Origin of the sequence: Pseudoxanthomonas sp. GM95, from assembly GCF_900109775.1 — a bacterium.
Lineage (GTDB): Bacteria > Pseudomonadota > Gammaproteobacteria > Xanthomonadales > Xanthomonadaceae > Pseudoxanthomonas_A.
The window spans coordinates 364,980-380,203 of sequence record NZ_FOAX01000004.1 but is presented as its reverse complement, the minus strand read 5'-3'; the positions used below and the strand labels follow the sequence as shown (position 1 = coordinate 380,203).

Annotated in this window: 11 protein-coding genes; 6 read left to right on the top strand and 5 right to left on the bottom strand. The window is 67.3% G+C overall.

All coding sequences use genetic code 11. From position 1 onward, the window contains the following. Positions 1-121: 121 nt before the first annotated feature. The 3 genes from aceK to acs all read right to left on the bottom strand — a co-directional run bounded on the left by aceK (position 122) and on the right by acs (position 4,613). Positions 122-1,831, bottom strand: coding sequence for a bifunctional isocitrate dehydrogenase kinase/phosphatase (gene aceK, locus BMZ17_RS19630; RefSeq protein WP_093143765.1), 1,710 nt, complete (start codon positions 1,829-1,831; stop codon positions 122-124). A gap of 25 nt (positions 1,832-1,856) precedes the next feature. Further along, positions 1,857-2,525: a response regulator transcription factor gene (locus BMZ17_RS19625; protein ID WP_093144012.1), complete on the bottom strand. Its 669-nt coding sequence runs from the start codon at positions 2,523-2,525 to the stop codon at positions 1,857-1,859. Positions 2,526-2,669: 144 nt separating this feature from the next. After that, the gene (gene acs / locus BMZ17_RS19620) at positions 2,670-4,613 is read right to left on the bottom strand and encodes an acetate--CoA ligase (protein ID WP_093143762.1); all 1,944 of its coding nucleotides are present in this window, start codon (positions 4,611-4,613) and stop codon (positions 2,670-2,672) included. 253 nt (positions 4,614-4,866) lie between these two features. Between acs and BMZ17_RS19615 the strand changes: the two genes are divergently transcribed. From BMZ17_RS19615 to zapE, 4 genes are all read left to right on the top strand, one after another. Continuing rightward, the gene (locus tag BMZ17_RS19615; RefSeq protein WP_093143759.1) at positions 4,867-6,261 is read left to right on the top strand and encodes a DcaP family trimeric outer membrane transporter; all 1,395 of its coding nucleotides are present in this window, start codon (positions 4,867-4,869) and stop codon (positions 6,259-6,261) included. Positions 6,262-6,275: 14 nt separating this feature from the next. Next, positions 6,276-7,937 carry an MFS transporter gene (locus BMZ17_RS19610; RefSeq protein ID WP_093143756.1) on the top strand — a complete coding sequence of 554 codons (1,662 nt, stop codon included), beginning with the start codon at positions 6,276-6,278 and terminating at the stop codon, positions 7,935-7,937. 144 nt (positions 7,938-8,081) lie between these two features. Continuing rightward, positions 8,082-8,750 carry an alpha/beta hydrolase gene (locus BMZ17_RS19605; RefSeq protein ID WP_093143753.1) on the top strand — a complete coding sequence of 223 codons (669 nt, stop codon included), beginning with the start codon at positions 8,082-8,084 and terminating at the stop codon, positions 8,748-8,750. After that, positions 8,747-9,853, top strand: coding sequence for a cell division protein ZapE (zapE, locus tag BMZ17_RS19600; protein WP_343124189.1), 1,107 nt, complete (start codon positions 8,747-8,749; stop codon positions 9,851-9,853). The genes BMZ17_RS19605 and zapE overlap by 4 nt, the downstream gene beginning before the upstream one ends. A 639-nt stretch (positions 9,854-10,492) precedes the next feature. Here the strand turns inward: zapE and BMZ17_RS19590 are convergent. Further along, entirely contained in the window at positions 10,493-12,181 is a 1,689-nt protein-coding gene (locus BMZ17_RS19590) for a phosphoethanolamine transferase (protein WP_254775472.1), read from the bottom strand. Positions 12,182-12,195: 14 nt separating this feature from the next. Then, a complete protein-coding gene (locus BMZ17_RS19585; RefSeq protein ID WP_093143747.1) occupies positions 12,196-12,924 on the bottom strand; it encodes a phosphatase PAP2 family protein in 729 nt (242 codons plus the stop codon). Between the two features lie 224 nt (positions 12,925-13,148). Here BMZ17_RS19585 and BMZ17_RS19580 point away from each other — a divergent pair, with 224 nt between their 5' ends. Together BMZ17_RS19580 and BMZ17_RS19575 are read left to right on the top strand one after the other, a co-directional pair. Then, positions 13,149-13,853, top strand: a complete 705-nt coding sequence (locus BMZ17_RS19580) for a response regulator transcription factor (protein ID WP_093143727.1) — start codon at positions 13,149-13,151, stop codon at positions 13,851-13,853. Further along, positions 13,843-15,129 carry a sensor histidine kinase gene (locus tag BMZ17_RS19575; RefSeq protein WP_093143724.1) on the top strand — a complete coding sequence of 429 codons (1,287 nt, stop codon included), beginning with the start codon at positions 13,843-13,845 and terminating at the stop codon, positions 15,127-15,129. Before BMZ17_RS19580 ends, BMZ17_RS19575 begins: the two co-directional genes overlap by 11 nt. The last annotated feature ends 95 nt before the right edge of the window (positions 15,130-15,224 follow it).

The following is a 15,224-nucleotide window of genomic DNA, read 5'->3' as shown; positions in this document are numbered from 1 at the left end:
AGTCCTGCGGTGAGAGGCCGACGCGTGAGCTGGCCGCGCGTCAGGTGCGCGCATTTTCTGCCCGCATCTGAAGACCGTCAATCAAGTTTTGGCGTCACGCACGCGTCGCGATGCGCGCAGTTCAGGCCACTCGCAGCGAAGGCAGATACGGCGGGGTGTCGGGGTAACGTCCTTGCGCCAGGTCGGCCTGCAGCGCCCGCCACCAGCCCGCGTCGAACAGCTGCCCGTGCACCGCCTGCACCGTCTTGGCCAGCGCTTGCGGCAGGCCCATGAATTGGGCGAAGCGCTCGGGGAAGACATCGCCCGGTGCGACATGGAACCAGGGCTCGGCCGACATCTGGTCCTCCTCGTTCTGCGCCTTTGGCCAGTCGCGAAAAGCGCAGTCGGTGATCAGCCGCACTTCGTCGTAGTCGTAGAACACCACGCGCCCATGCCGCGACACGCCGAAGTTCTTCAGCAGCATGTCGCCGGGGAAGATGTTGTTGCGCGCCATGTCGACGATGGCCTGGCCGTATTCCAGCGCGGCGGCGCGCGCGGCCTCGGCCGGCTGCTCGCGCAGGTAGAGATTGAGCGGGCGCAATCGACGCTGCACGTAGCACAGCGCGATGATCACATCGTCGCCTTCGAACACCAGGCTGTTGGCGCAGGTGCTGCGCAGTTCCTCCAGTAATCCCGGCGCGAACCGTGCCAGTGGAAACCGCAGCGAGCGATACGGCTGTGCGTCCAGCAGGCGGCCGACGCGGTCGCGGTTGAACACCAGCGCATAGCGCTCCAGCACGTCCTGGCGGGTCACCTGCTTGCTCTCGGCAAAGCGATCGCGGATCAGCTTGAACACCAGCGGATAGCTGGGCAGGGTGAACACCGCCATGACCATGCCGGGCGTGCCGTCGGCCTGGGTCAGCTGCTCGTTGGGCCGCTCGTTGAAGTGGCTGTAGAAGGTGCGGAAGCGCTCGGTCTTGCCCTGCTTGGCGCGGCCCAGCACGGTGTAGAGCTCATCGATCGGCTTGTGCGGCAGCAGCGTGCGCAGGAACACCACCGCATCGCCCACCGTCGGCAGGTCGGCCTGGAAATAGCTGCGCGAGATACCGAACAGCTGGGCCACATCCGCGCGCCGGGTCAGCACCGCGTCCACGCGCAGGCCGGCTTCGTCATGGATCAGCGCGATCACGCACGGCGAGAAGCGCGATTCGCCCAGCACGCGGCCGACCAGGTACGCGCGGCGTTCGCGATAGAACACCGTGTCCAGCAGCTCGATCGCCCGCACCGGGTCCTGGCCCCAGTGGGCAAGATCGTCCTGCAGGCGCACCGCCACGGCCGCCGCGCAGCGGGTGCGATGCGCGTAGGGCACGTCGAAGGCGTAGTTGCCCAGCACGCGCTCGAAGGTCTCGGTCGGCTGTTTCAGCGAGACCGCATAGCTGTGGCGCGCGACGGGATGGGTGATGGCATCGGTGGGCGCGATATCCAGCGCGACGAATTCGACCTGCGCATCCACGCCGTGGGTCTTGAAGAAGCGCCGGCTCAGCGTGTTGTAGAAGGTCTTGTAGAGCTCGCGGTCGATCTGCGCGTCGATCAGCTTGGCGTAGCGGTCACGGATGGCCTGCCACAGCGTGCGGTCGAAGGCGCGCTGTCCGAGGACGGCCTGCAGCCGCAGGCGGCACTCGTCCACGCAGGCGTCGTACAGGGCGATGCGCTCGACCGCATCGGCGCGGGCGGCGGGCCAGTCGCGCTGTTCGAAGCGGCGTCGCGCGCGCTGGGTGATCGCCGCGAACTGGGCGTGGTAGTCGGCGAAGGCCTCGCCGATCAGCGAGGCAAAGGCGGCAGCGTCATCCATGCAGGGATGGCCACCGGGGCCGGGGTTATTCCTGGTCTTCCGGCGGCGGGATCAGGCCGTCCGGGTCGACCGACAGGCGCCCGGCCATCAGCACGGCTTGGGTGCGGTTGGTGACGCCCAGCTTGCGCAGGATCGCGGTGACGTGGGCCTTGATGGTGGCTTCGGACACGCCCAGGTCGTAGGCGATCTGCTTGTTGAGGCGGCCGGCGCCGAGCATCTGCAGCACGCGGAACTGCTGCGGCGTCAAATCGCGCAGGCGCTGGGCGACCTCGTGCTCGTCACGGCCGATGGCCGGGGCGTTGTGGGCTTCTTCCGGCGCCCAGCGCTCGCCATCGAGCACCGAGCCGATGGCCTCGCCGATGGTGTCCGAATCGACCGACTTCGGAATGAAGCCCATCGCGCCGTGGTCCAGGGCACGACGCATCACCGCCGGCTCCTCGCGCGCGGACACCACGATCACCGGCAGCTGCGGATGCAGGGCGCGCAGGTGCACCAGCGCGTTGAAGCCGTGCGCGCCGGGCATGTTGAGGTCCAGCAGCAGCAGGTCCGCATCCGGATTGGCCTCGACCAGCGTGTACAGCGCATCGACGCTGTCGGCCTCATGCAGGTTCACCCCCGGCAGCACCCGCTGCACGGCGCCGCGCAGGGCCTCACGGAACAAGGGGTGATCGTCAGCGATGAGCAGTGTGGTCATGGATGCGGGGGCCGTGGGAGTGGGGTCGTGCGCAGGATCGCCATCGCGGTCATGCGACGACGATTCCAGGCTGGCACGGTTGGCATAGTGCCAGACCACGCGATCGGCTTTCGACGATTCGCTGCTCACAGCCGCATCACTCCCTTATTTGACCTTGCGCTCGGACACCAGCGAGTCCACCACGGACGGATCGGCCAGGGTCGAGGTGTCGCCCAGCTGGTCCGGGGCGTTCTCGGCGATCTTGCGCAGGATGCGGCGCATGATCTTGCCCGAGCGGGTCTTGGGCAGGCCTGGCGCCCACTGCAGATGATCGGGCGAAGCAATCGGGCCGATCTCCTTGCGCACGTGGGCCACCAGCTCCTTGAGCAACTCGTCGCTCTGCGCCTCGCCGGCCACCAGGGTGACGTAGGCATAGATGCCCTGGCCCTTGATGTCGTGCGGGAAGCCGACCACCGCCGCCTCGGCCACCTTGGGGTGCGAGACCAGCGCGCTTTCCACCTCGGCCGTGCCGATGCGATGGCCCGAGACGTTGATGACGTCATCGACGCGCCCGGTGATCCAGTAGTAGCCATCGGCATCGCGGCGGCAGCCGTCGCCGGTGAAGTAGCTGCCCGGATAGGTGCGGAAGTAGGTGTCGATGAAGCGCTGATGGTCGCCGTAGACGGTGCGCATCTGGCCCGGCCAGGAATCGGTGATGACCAGGTTGCCCTCGGCCTCGCCTTCCAGGATCGCGCCATTGGCATCGACCACCGCCGGCTGCACGCCGAAGAACGGCACCGTGGCCGAGCCCGGCTTGAGCGCGGTCGCGCCGGGGATCGGCGTGATCAGGTGGCCGCCGGTTTCGGTCTGCCACCAGGTGTCCACGATCGGGCAGCGGCTGTCGCCGATGACCTCGTAATACCAGCGCCAGGCTTCGGGGTTGATCGGCTCGCCGACCGTGCCCAGCAGGCGCAGCGACTTGCGCGAGGTCTTCTTCACCGGGGCGTCGCCATCGCGCATGAGCGCGCGGATCGCGGTGGGCGCGGTGTAGAACAGGGTGACCTGATGCTTGTCGACCACTTCCCAGAAGCGCGAGTTGGACGGGTAGTTGGGCACGCCTTCGAAAATCAGCGAGGTCGCGCCGTTGGCCAGCGGCCCGTACACGATGTAGCTGTGGCCGGTGACCCAGCCCACGTCGGCCGTGCACCAGTAGATGTCGTCTTCCTTCAGGTCGAACACCACCTCGTGCGTATACGCCGACCACAGCAGGTAGCCGGCGGTGGTGTGCAGCACGCCCTTGGGCTTACCGGTCGAACCGGAGGTGTAGAGGATGAAGAGCGGGTCTTCCGCATTCATGCGCTCGGGTTCGCAAGTCGACGGCTGCGCATCGACCACGTCATGGAACCAGCGGTCTCGCGGGGCCTGCATGTCGACGGCGCCACCGGTGTGGCGCACCACCAGCACGGTCTCCACCGAGTTGGTGCCCGGCAGTTTGAGCGCCGCATCGACGTTGGCCTTGAGCGGGATCTTCTTGGAGCCGCGCAGGCCTTCGTCGGCGGTGATGATCAGCTTGCTGCCGCAGTCGCTGACGCGGTCGGCGATCGAGTTGGGCGCAAAGCCGCCGAACACCACCGAGTGCACCGCGCCGATGCGCGCGCAGGCCAGCATCGCCACGGCGGCGTCGGGGATCATCGGCAGGTAGATGGTGACGCGGTCGCCCTTGACCACGCCCAGGCTGCGCAGCGCGTTGGCCAGCTTGCACACGCGTTCGTGCAGTTCGCGATAGGTGACGCCGTAGCTCTTGCTGTCGGGGCTGTCAGGCTCGAACAGCAGCGCGATCTTGTCGCCGCGCTTGTCCAGCTGACGATCGAGACAGTTGACGCTGACGTTGAGCTCGCCATCGTCGAACCACCTGATGCGGAAATCATCCACATCGAAGCTTACGTCCTTGATCCGGGTCGGCGCCTTCATCCAGTCCAGTCGCTGCGCCGCCTGCTTCCAGAACGCCTCGGGCTGTTCGATGGAGGCCTTGTAATCGCGGGCGTAAGCGTCGGCGTCGACCAGTGCCTGCTTGGCGAAGGCGGGATCGACGGGGTACAGATCGGACATGGAACCTCCTCGTTGGAACGTATTGCGAAGTAGAGGACCGGCCAAAAAAACCGGCTGCGACGCGGGGACTTGAAGTTTGACCGATCCACTGTTTGCGCAACGCAACAACCCCGTTAGACCTTGGTCTTAAAGCATTCGCGTTTCGACCAAAGGTGAATGGTGAGCACTGTCACGCACGCCCAATCTGCGGCGGTCGCGCTTCGTAAGGGGGAGGCGCAACGCGTGCATATCAGGGACTTCTTGGGAGAGGGGAATGACCACACGCATTGCATCGTTGTCGCGTCGCCCACTGGCCGTTGCCATGGTCTTCGCATTGCTGGCGCCGGGTGCGGCACTGGCCGACACGAAGAAGGAAAAGGAACTCGAAGCACGCGTCGCGCAGCTCGAAGCGCAGGTGCAGGCGCTACTCAGCTCGCAGCAGCAACAGGCCACGCAGATCACCCAGACGCAGGGCCAAGTGACCCAGGCGCAGACGCAGCTGGATGAAGTGCGCACCACCGTGGCCAAGGTGCCGGCCGGCAAGCAGCCGATCCAGGCGCAGTCGGTGATGGCCAACTCGATGCCCAACACCACCTTCACCTTCGGTGGCTTCATCAAGATGGACGGCATGTACACCGAGACCTCGGATGGCCGCATCGCCGACGGGTCCTCGGGCCGCCTGTTCTACGTGCCCAGCGCAACGCCGGTGGGCGGCGCGGGCGCCGATGGGGGCGATGGCTACACCGACTTCCACGCGCAGTTCTCGCGCTTCAACTTCTCGGCCGACACCGTCACCGAGAACGGCGACAAGATCAAAGCCTTCATCGAGGCCGACATGTTCGGCGGCGGCAGCAACGCCTTCGCTGGCAACGAGACGGCGACCAACACCTACGCGCTGTCGCTGCGCCACGCGTACGTGAGCTGGAACCACTGGCTGGCAGGCCAGACCTGGTCCAACTTCATGAATGCCGATGTGCTGCCTGACTCGGTGGATTTCCTTGGCCCGGTCGACGGCATCGCCTTCGTGCGCCAGGCGCAGTTGCGCTACACCAACGGCGGCTTCTCGGTGTCGGCGGAAAACCCGCAGACCACGATGAGCGCCTACCAGACCGGCGTGCGTTCCAACTCCGGCGACAACGCGTTGCCGGACATCACCGCCAAATGGCAGACCAAGGGCGACTGGGGCATCTTCAGCGCTTCGATGCTGCTGCGGCAGTTCAAGTACCTGGACGAAGACGAGACCGGCGCGGCCTTCAGCGTGGCCGGCAAGTTCAACTTGGGCAAGACCGACGACATCCGCTACCAGGTCAACGGCGGCAAGGGCATCGGCCGCTACATGGCGCTCGGGCTTGCGCCGGATACGGTGCTCGACGCCACCGGCGGCCTGCATGCAGAGAACGCCTACGGCGGCTGGGTGGCGTGGCGCCACCTGTTCTCGCCCAAGCTGCGCACCAACCTGTACTACGCGCTGGCCGTGCTGGACAACGACACCGAGTACACCGGCTTCGGCGTGACCGAGCGCTCGGAGTCGTGGCACGCCAACCTGATCTATTCCCCGTTCCCCAAGCTCGATCTGGGCGCCGAGCTGACCTGGGGACGTCGTGAACTGGAAGACGACCGGTCCGGCGATCTCAAGCGTATCCAGACATCCGTGAAGTACAGCTTCTAACCCCGGAGACCACCATGGCCACCACCGCTTCCTCGCAGCCCGCCTCGGGCACGCTGACCTCCGGACACAAGCGCGTGATCCTCGCGTCCAGTCTGGGCACCGTGTTCGAGTGGTACGACTTCTTCCTGTACGGCTCACTGGCGGCGATCATCGCCAAGCAGTTCTTCGCGGGCGTCAACGAAACCACGGCCTTCATCTTTGCGCTGCTGGCCTTCGCCGCCGGCTTCTTCGTGCGGCCCTTCGGCGCGGCCTTCTTCGGCAGCCTGGGCGATCGCATCGGCCGCAAGTACACCTTCCTGGTGACGATCCTGATCATGGGCCTGTCCACCTTCCTGGTGGGCGTGCTGCCGGGCTACGCGCAGATCGGCGTGGCCGCCCCGGTGATCCTGATCCTGCTGCGCCTGTTGCAGGGCCTGGCGATGGGCGGCGAATACGGCGGCGCGGCGACCTACGTGGCCGAACACGCACCGGCCCACCGCCGCGGGTTCTACACCAGCTTCATCCAGTGCACGGCCACCATCGGCCTGTTCCTGTCGCTGCTGATCATCTTGGCGTGCCGCAGCACGCTCGGTAACGAGGCGTTCGAAGCCTGGGGCTGGCGCATTCCGTTCCTGGTGTCGATCGTGCTGCTGGGTGTGTCGGTGTGGATCCGCATGCAGCTGAGCGAATCGCCGCTGTTCCAGCAGATGAAGGCGGAAGGTAAAGGCTCCAAGACCCCGTTCCGCGACAGCCTCAAGGGCGGCAACTTCAAGCTGATGCTGATGGTGCTGCTGGGCGCCACCGCCGGCCAGGCCGTGGTGTGGTACGGCGGCCAGTTCTACGCGCTGTTCTTCCTGACCCAGGCGCTCAAGGTCGATGCCACCACCGGCGCGCTGCTGATCGCCGGCGCGCTGGCCCTGGCCACGCCGTTCTTCCTGTTCTTCGGCTGGCTGTCGGACAAGATCGGTCGCAAGGGCATCGTGCTGGGCGGCTGCCTGCTGGCGGCGCTGTGCTACATCCCGCTGTTCAAGGCGCTGACCCACTACGCCAACCCGGCGATCGAAGAAGCCCGCACCAGTTCCCCGGTGGTGATCAACGCCGATCCGGACACCTGCAGCTTCCAGTTCGACCCGGTCGGCAAGAAGACCTTCACCAGCTCGTGCGACATCGTCGCCACCGCGCTGACCAAGGCCGGCGTGCCGTACTCGGTCAAGGCGGCCCCGGCCGGCGGCGTGGCCACGGTCAACGTGGGCGATGCGCAGATCAGCTCGTATGAAGGCGGCGGCCTGTCCAAGGAAGAAGGCAAGGCCAAGGGCGATGCCTTCGTCAAGGAACTCAAGGGCGCCCTGACCACCGCCGGCTATCCGGAAAAGGCCGACCCGGCCCGCATCAACAAGCCGATGGTGATCGCGGTGCTGTTCGTCCTGGCGATCTTCGTGACCATGGTGTACGCGCCGATCGCGGCCTGGCTGGTCGAGCTGTTCCCGACCCGCATCCGCTACACCTCCATGTCGCTGCCGTACCACATCGGCAACGGCTGGTTCGGTGGCTTCCTGCCGACCATCTCCTTTGGTCTAGTCGCCGCCACGGGCAACATGTATTACGGTCTGTGGTATCCGATCGGCATCGCGGTGATGACGCTGATCCTGGGTGCGATCTTCCTGCGCGAGACCAAGGGCGTGGACATCACCCAGTAAGACATCCCTGGGAGGGGCGCCACGGGCCGGGGCGAAGTATGCCGGCCCACACCGACGCCGGCCCTCCGTGGGCCGGCGTCGCTGTTTCCGGGCTTGGGCGCTCGCATGCAGGGCCGGAAACGAAGCGCCGGTTATCATGGCGCCATGCCCACGCCCGCCTTCCCCACCGAATCGACCACCTTCCTGCTGGACGGCCCGGCCGGCGCACTTGAAGTGGCCGTCGACCTGCCCGACGCCGAGGTGCCTGCCGTCCCGGCCATCGCCGTGGTTTGCCACCCGCTGTCCACCGATGGCGGCAGCCTGCACAACAAGGTCGTGACTATGGCCGCACGCGCGGTGCGCGAGCTGGGCGTGGCCACGGTGCGCTTCAACTTCCGCAGCGTCGGCCAGTCGCAGGGCGACTTCGACAACGGCGTGGGCGAAGGGGACGACCTGGCCGCCGTGGTGGCCTGGGTGCGCAGCCAGCAACCGGAGGCGGTGCTGTGGCTGGTGGGTTTCAGCTTCGGCGCGTATGTCTCGCTCAAGGCCAGTGAGGCGTTGCAGCCGCAGGTGCTAGTGTCGATCGCGCCGCCGACCGGGCGCGGCTGGGATTTCGACGGCGTGCAGCCGCCGCCGCGCTGGCTGGTGGTGCAGGGCGAAAGCGACGAGATCGTCGATCCGCAAAGCGTCTTTGACTGGCTTGAATCGATCGACGTGCCGCACACGCTGGTGCGGATGCCCGACACCAGTCACTTCTTCCATCGCAAGCTGATCGACCTGCGCGGCGCCATCCAGCATGCGGTCAAGGGCTGGCTGCCGGCGGCCAGCGCGTGAGCGCGCCCGCGCAGGCCGAGCTGCTGCCCTCGCAGCGCTACGCCCAGGGCGTGGCCGAGGGCAAGTGGAGCGACGATCGCGCCCAGCACGCCGCGCTGGCAGAACTGGACCGCATCCACGCCGCGCTGTGCGATGACGATCAGGATGGGTTCCTGGATCGCCTGTCGGCGTTCTGGAAGAAGCCGCAGCCGGTCAAGGGCCTGTACTTCTGGGGCGGCGTGGGCCGCGGCAAGACCTTCCTGGTGGACCTGTTCTACGACGGCCTGCCGGTCAAGCAGAAGCGCCGCACGCACTTCCACCGCTTCATGCGCGACATCCACGAGCAGCTGCGCGAGCACGCCGGCCAGAGCGATCCGCTGGCGCGCATCGCCCAGGAGTGGAAGGACTCGCTGCGCGTGCTGGTGCTGGATGAGTTCTTCGTCACCGATATCGGCGATGCGATGCTGTTGGGCCGCCTGACCGAGCGCCTGTTCGCCCAGGGCGTGACCCTGGTGACGACCTCCAACACCGCGCCGGAAAACCTCTACAAGGACGGCCTGCAGCGCGACCGCTTCCTGCCGGCGATCGCCGCGCTGATGAAGCACTGCACCGTGCTGTATGCCGAAGGCGAGCAGGATTACCGCCTGCGCGCGCTGACCCGTTCGCCGGTGTATCGCACGCCGCTGGACGACGGTGCCGACGCCTGGCTGGCGCAGCGCTGGGAGGAACTGGCCGGCATCCCGGCGCAGGCCGGCCAGATCGAGATCGAAGGCCGCAGCATCGACCTGCGCGGTCGCGGCAAGGATATTGCCTGGTTCGACTTCGCCCAGCTTTGCGAAGGCCCGCGCTCGGCCAACGACTACATCGAACTGTCGCGCGAGTTCCACACGCTGCTGCTGGGCGGCATCCCGCGCTTCGACCGCACCAACGAAGACGCCGCACGCCGCTTGGTCAACCTGATCGACGAGGTCTATGACCGCCACGTCAAGTTCGTCTGCAGCGCCGATGCATCGCCGGTGGAGTTGTATACCGGCACGCGGTTGGCTGGCGCGTTCGAGCGTACGGCGTCGCGGTTGATCGAGATGCAGAGCGCGGAATACCTGGGGACGCCGCATCGCGGGTGACGCGGCGCAAAGTGCGGCTTGCTGTTGCTTCGGCGCTCTTGCTCTGGCTGTTCGCTTTACCTGACCGAGCCGTCAAAGCGCGCCGAGCACCGGAGCCTGATCAGGCCGCAGAGGCGCGGGTGTCTGAGCGAAGCGAGTTCCCGCGCCGTGCCTGAGCAGGGGAGGAGCGCAGGGGACCGATGCGCAGCATCGGCGTGCGTCCGGCGAGAAGCGGTTTTGCTTCCTTTTGCCGCGACAAAAGGAAGTCGTGCCGCGAAGCGGCGCGAGAGCTCTGCAACTGATCTTGTCTTGGCCTTGCTTCGGGCCTCCTATCACCAAGCAGGTGCACAGGCAGGAGCGAAAGCAGAGCTTTCACGTCGCTTCGCGACGCGAGCCACTTTTGTCTTGGCAAAAGTAGCCAAAACCGCCAGCGCCTGACGCTCACCGGCGCGTTTCGCCGGTTCCCTCCGCTCCTCGCCGGAAACGGCACGGCGCGCAAACTCGCTGCGCTCAGACACGCGCGCCTCTTCGGCCGTTTCCGGCTGCGGTGCTCGGCTCGCTTTGAAGGCGCTGAAGATCAAGAGCCGGGCAGAAGCCACGGCCAGATCAAAGTTACGACAACGGCAACGGCAACCTCTGAGTTAAGCAAAAGCCAAAGGCTTAGCGCGCCACCGCCGCGGCGGCAACCTCCGCCGTCCGACACGGCGCAAACAGATCCCGAGATGTGTCATACACCGAGGTCTTCACGTCCAGCAGTCCCAGCACCGACGGGAACAGGTTGTCGTGGCTGGACGGCTGGGTGGCGCGCTGGCGCAGGCACTGCAGGTCCAGGCCTTCGTCGCGGGCGAAGCGGTCGCCGAACCACATGATCATCGGCACGTGGGTCTGCTCGCGCGGAGCGATCGCGTAGGGCACGCCGTGCAAGTACAGGCCCTTCTCGCCCAGCGATTCGCCGTGGTCGGACATGTACATCAGCGCGGTGTCCACGTCGGTGCGCGCGGCCAGCTTGCCAATCGCCGAGGCCAGCACGTGGTCGGTGTAGGACAGCGCGTTGTCGTAGGCGTTGACGATCTCCTCGCGCGAGCAGCTGCCCAGGTCGGGCACCTGGCAGGCGGGCGTGAAACGGGCGAACTGCGGTGGATAGCGGTCGAAGTAGCTCGGGCCGTGGTTGCCCAGCATGTGCAGGATCAGCACCTTGTCGCCGCCCTTGGTCTTGGCCATCGCCAGCGCGCCGTCCAGGTCCTTGAGCAGGATGCCGTCCCAGCAGCGCTCGCCGTTGCACAGCTCGGGGTCCTTCGAATCGGTGACCGACTGCAGCGGCAGGCCTTCGCACACGCCCTTGCAGCCGGCCTGGTTGTCGCGCCACACCACGCCGACGCCGGCATGGTCCAGCACGTGCAGCAGCGACTGGTGCGCGCGGATCTTCTTCTCGTCGTAATCGTGGCGGCCCCACGGCGAGAACATGCACGGCAGCGAGACTTCGGTGGCCGTGCCGCAGGAGCTGGTGTCGGTGAAGTTGATGACGCCGGCCTGGCGCAGCTCGGGCGTGGTGTCGCGGGCGTAGCCGTCCAGACCCCAGTTCTGCGCGCGCGCGGTTTCGCCCACCACGATCACCAGCAGGCGCGGGCGCGCGCCGGCCGGGCGCGAGGCGATCTGGACCGCGTCGGTGCCGATCGGCAGTTTGGGCTTCTTGGTGCCCGGCGGACTGGCGAAGGCGACATTGCCCAGCGAGATCATCCAGTTGCCCGGCGTGGCCAGGTAACGCAGGTCGTGCTGGTTGCGCATCAGCGCGGCCAGCGGCTGGTAGCCGGCCATCGCGGCGATGGCGCTGGCGGCGATCGCGCTGCCCAGCAGCAGGGCGCGCGCGCCGAGGGCCTTCTTCATCGGCCGGCGGATCAGCTCGACCCGCCACAGCAGCACGACCGGCACTGCGCCCAGCAGCAGCGGCATCAGCAGCGCCCAGGTCAGCAGTTCGGAAGACTCGCGCCGGTCGGTGGCCAGCACGTTGCGGATCATGTCCGCATCCAGGTACAGGCCGAAGGACACCATGAAGTGCGAAGCCGCCGCGGTGACCATGATGATCACGCTCAGCAGCGGCTTGGCCGTCCAGCGGTTGACGATCAGGCCCAGCAGCAGCACGTGCAGGGCGACCAGCAGCACGAACAGGGCGATGGCCATCGGCCACTGGCGGCCCGGATCGACGATCGCCGCGCCCCAGAAGCGCGCATTGCTGAAGATGGCGAAGTACAGGCTGACCAGCAGCACCAGCGCTTCGCTGGTGAGCTGCGGCCGGCGCTGGATCCAGGCCGGCAGGTGGATCCCGCTTTCGGTGGGCTGCTTGCGCGGCATTGGCACGTGGGCACTCATGCCCGATCCTCCCCCTGGCCCGACAACATCAAGCGCTGTACACACCACGCCGCACACCAGCACACCGCCACCGAGGCCACGTCATGGGACAGGAAGTGCGCCCCGCGCAGCTGCTGGCTGATGCCGAACACCAGGCCCACTGAAATCCCGGCGCCCAAGCCGATCCAGCCCCAGCGCGGCTTGATCGTGCCCAGTCCGAAGAACAGGGCGACCCAACCATACCCGGCGCTGGAATGCCCTGCTGGGAAGCACTGCCCAGGTCCGTAACCCGAGGGACGATGCTGGAACAGCTCCACATACGGATGCAGGCCGCCGTAACGGGTCAGGTCCCACGGGCAGTCGACATCGGTCCAGGACTTCATCCACGACACCAGCAGCGGCCCGGCCAGAGTGGCCACCAGCAGATAGTTCAGCGGCTTCCACCACGCGCGTGCGGCCGGATAACGCGACAGGACGATGCGGGCGATGGCCATCGCGACCCAGGCCACGATGTCCAAGTGCTTGCCCCACTGGTGGACCAGGGTCTCGGTGACCCAGTGGTGTTCCAGCGCCCAGCGGCCGCCTTCGGCTGCATACAGGCGATCGGCCAGCCACAGATCCCCGCCGGCGCCCTGCAGCAGCGCGATGGCCGCGGCCATCGCACACAGCGGGCCCCAAAGCAGAGGATCGAAGCGAAGGCGCGGCGCGGCAAGCGTGCGCGAACGGGCAAGGGCGGGAATCTGCATGGCAAGCGCACGGTGTCGCGGAAGGATCGGGGACGATGGTGTGTCCGCGTTTGTCGGAGCTTCGTCGGAAGCCCGTTGGCCGCGTTTAACCATTCAGCCGCCGGTGGCTATGGGAGAATCCCGGTGCGCGCCGGTTCCAACGCAATTCCGACATCGGCGTGCCAACCATGCGCGGCCGTGGTGTCGTACGCCGCGGTCATCGACGACTTGAGGAAGTGAAGGCAATGCGGCTGCTGGTGATCGAGGACAACCGCAATCTGGTGGCCAACCTGTTCGATTACTTCGAACCGCGCGGCCATGCGCTGGATGCCGCGCCCGACGGCGTCACCGGCCTGCACCTGGCCACCACCCAGACCTTCGACGCGGTGCTGCTGGACTGGATGCTGCCGCGCATGGACGGGCGCGAAGTGCTGCGTCGCCTGCGCACCGAGCACGCCAACGCGGTGCCGGTGATCATGCTGACCGCGCGCGACGAGCTGCCCGACAAGGTCGATGGCTTCCGCACCGGCGCCGACGATTACCTGACCAAGCCCTTCGCCATGCAGGAGCTGGAGGTCCGCCTCGAAGCGCTGCTGGCGCGCGCCAATGGCCGCAACCGCCGCCGCGTGCTGCAGGTGGCCGACCTCAGCCTGGACCTGTCCACCCTGGAAGCCAGCCGCGCCGGCCAGCCGCTGCACCTGTATCCGGCCTGCCGCAAACTGCTGGAAGTGCTGATGCAGGCCAGCCCGGCCGCGGTCACCCGCCAGCGGCTGGAATACGCGCTGTGGGGCGAGGAGCCGCCGGATGGCGACATGCTCCGCTCGCACATCTATGAGCTGCGCCGCAGCGTCGACGGGCCGTTCGAAACCAAGCTGATCCAGACCCTGCCGCGCGTGGGTTACCGCCTGCATGCCGGCGGCAGCGAAGAGAAGGCCGCCGATGGCGCGTAGGACCTCGCTGCGCACGCGCCTGCTGCGCTGGGCGCTGGTGTATCTGGTGGTGGTCACCGCCGCGGTGCTGATGGGTGGCGACGTGGTCAACGAGCACGCCGAGCGCCAGGTGTGGCGCTCGCTGATGCGCTCGGACCTGCAGCACTTCGTCGAACGCCGCCAGGCCGATCCGGGCTATAACTGGATCGACGACCCGGCCGAGCGCATGTATTTCCTGCAGACCGACCCGGGCCTGCCGGCCGACCTGGTCACGCTCAAGCCCGGCCTGCACGACAGTTTCCCCATCAACGGGGTCAAGCACGTGGTGCTGGTCGAGGACACGCGCTTTGGCCGGCTGGCGCTGGCGCTGGACCTGACCCAGTTCGAAGGCGTGGAAGGCTGGGTGACCGCCAGCACGATCGGCACCGCGGCGGTGGCCATTACCGTGTTCGGCCTGCTGATGGCTTGGGGCCTGGGCCTGGCGGTGCGGCCGTTGAGCCTGATGGCCGGCGAGATCGCGGGCTTGCGCCCGGACGTGCCCAACGCGCGCATCCACGTGGCTGACGATGCCAGCGAGGAGCTGCGCGTGATCGGCCAGGCGTTCAACGATTACCTGGAGCGCAACGCGCGCTTTGTCGAGCGCGAGCGCGTCTTCATCGACAGCGCCAGCCACGAACTGCGCACGCCGGTGGCGGTGATCGCCGGCGCCAACGAACTCGCCCTGGAGCAGCCCAACCTGCCGCCCGGTGCGCGCCAGCCGCTGCTGCGCGTGCGCCGCACCGCGCGCAACGTCGAGCAGCTGATCTCGCTGCTGCTGGTGCTGGCCAAGGATCCCTCGCGCCTGGCGCGAAGCGCCGACGTGGTCGCGCTGGAAGACCTGCTGCCGGAAGTGGTCAACGACCATCGCCACCTCACCGAAGGCCGCGACCTGGAGCTGGTGCTGGCGCCGATGCAGGAATGCGTGATCCGCGCGCCGCTGGCCATCGTCCAGGCCGCGATCGGCAACCTGCTGCGCAACGCGGTGGAAAACAGCGACCGCGGCCGGATCGAAGTCGGCCTGGAGCCCGATGCCACCGTGGTCATCCGCGACCCCGGCCACGGCATGTCGCCGGAGGAAATCAGCGCCGTCTACGGGCGCATGGCCCGCGGCGGCGGCGGCCGCGATGGCGGCGGCATCGGCCTGGACCTGATCGCTCGCCTGTGCGAACACCTGGGCTGGCGCCTGCAGATCGATTCCGACCCCGGCCGCGGCACCGTCGCCCGCCTGAGCTTCGCCCCGGCGCCGGCCACCGCCTGATCCCTCGGGCGGTACGCGGCCCCTGCGGTGTGACGCCGCTTACACTGTGCGCTTGGGCAAGACGCGGCCGGTTGCCGCGTTGCGCGGATCGTGCC

Coding starts and splice junctions, on each gene's coding strand:
- acs (WP_093143762.1), bottom strand. CDS start 4,613: ATGTCCGATCTGTACCCCGTCGATCCCGCCTTCGCCAAGCAGGCACTG.
- BMZ17_RS19610 (WP_093143756.1), top strand. CDS start 6,276: ATGGCCACCACCGCTTCCTCGCAGCCCGCCTCGGGCACGCTGACCTCC.
- BMZ17_RS19625 (WP_093144012.1), bottom strand. CDS start 2,525: ATGACCACACTGCTCATCGCTGACGATCACCCCTTGTTCCGTGAGGCC.
- aceK (WP_093143765.1), bottom strand. CDS start 1,831: ATGGATGACGCTGCCGCCTTTGCCTCGCTGATCGGCGAGGCCTTCGCC.
- BMZ17_RS19580 (WP_093143727.1), top strand. CDS start 13,149: ATGCGGCTGCTGGTGATCGAGGACAACCGCAATCTGGTGGCCAACCTG.
- BMZ17_RS19575 (WP_093143724.1), top strand. CDS start 13,843: ATGGCGCGTAGGACCTCGCTGCGCACGCGCCTGCTGCGCTGGGCGCTG.
- BMZ17_RS19585 (WP_093143747.1), bottom strand. CDS start 12,924: ATGCAGATTCCCGCCCTTGCCCGTTCGCGCACGCTTGCCGCGCCGCGC.
- BMZ17_RS19605 (WP_093143753.1), top strand. CDS start 8,082: ATGCCCACGCCCGCCTTCCCCACCGAATCGACCACCTTCCTGCTGGAC.
- BMZ17_RS19590 (WP_254775472.1), bottom strand. CDS start 12,181: ATGCCGCGCAAGCAGCCCACCGAAAGCGGGATCCACCTGCCGGCCTGG.
- BMZ17_RS19615 (WP_093143759.1), top strand. CDS start 4,867: ATGACCACACGCATTGCATCGTTGTCGCGTCGCCCACTGGCCGTTGCC.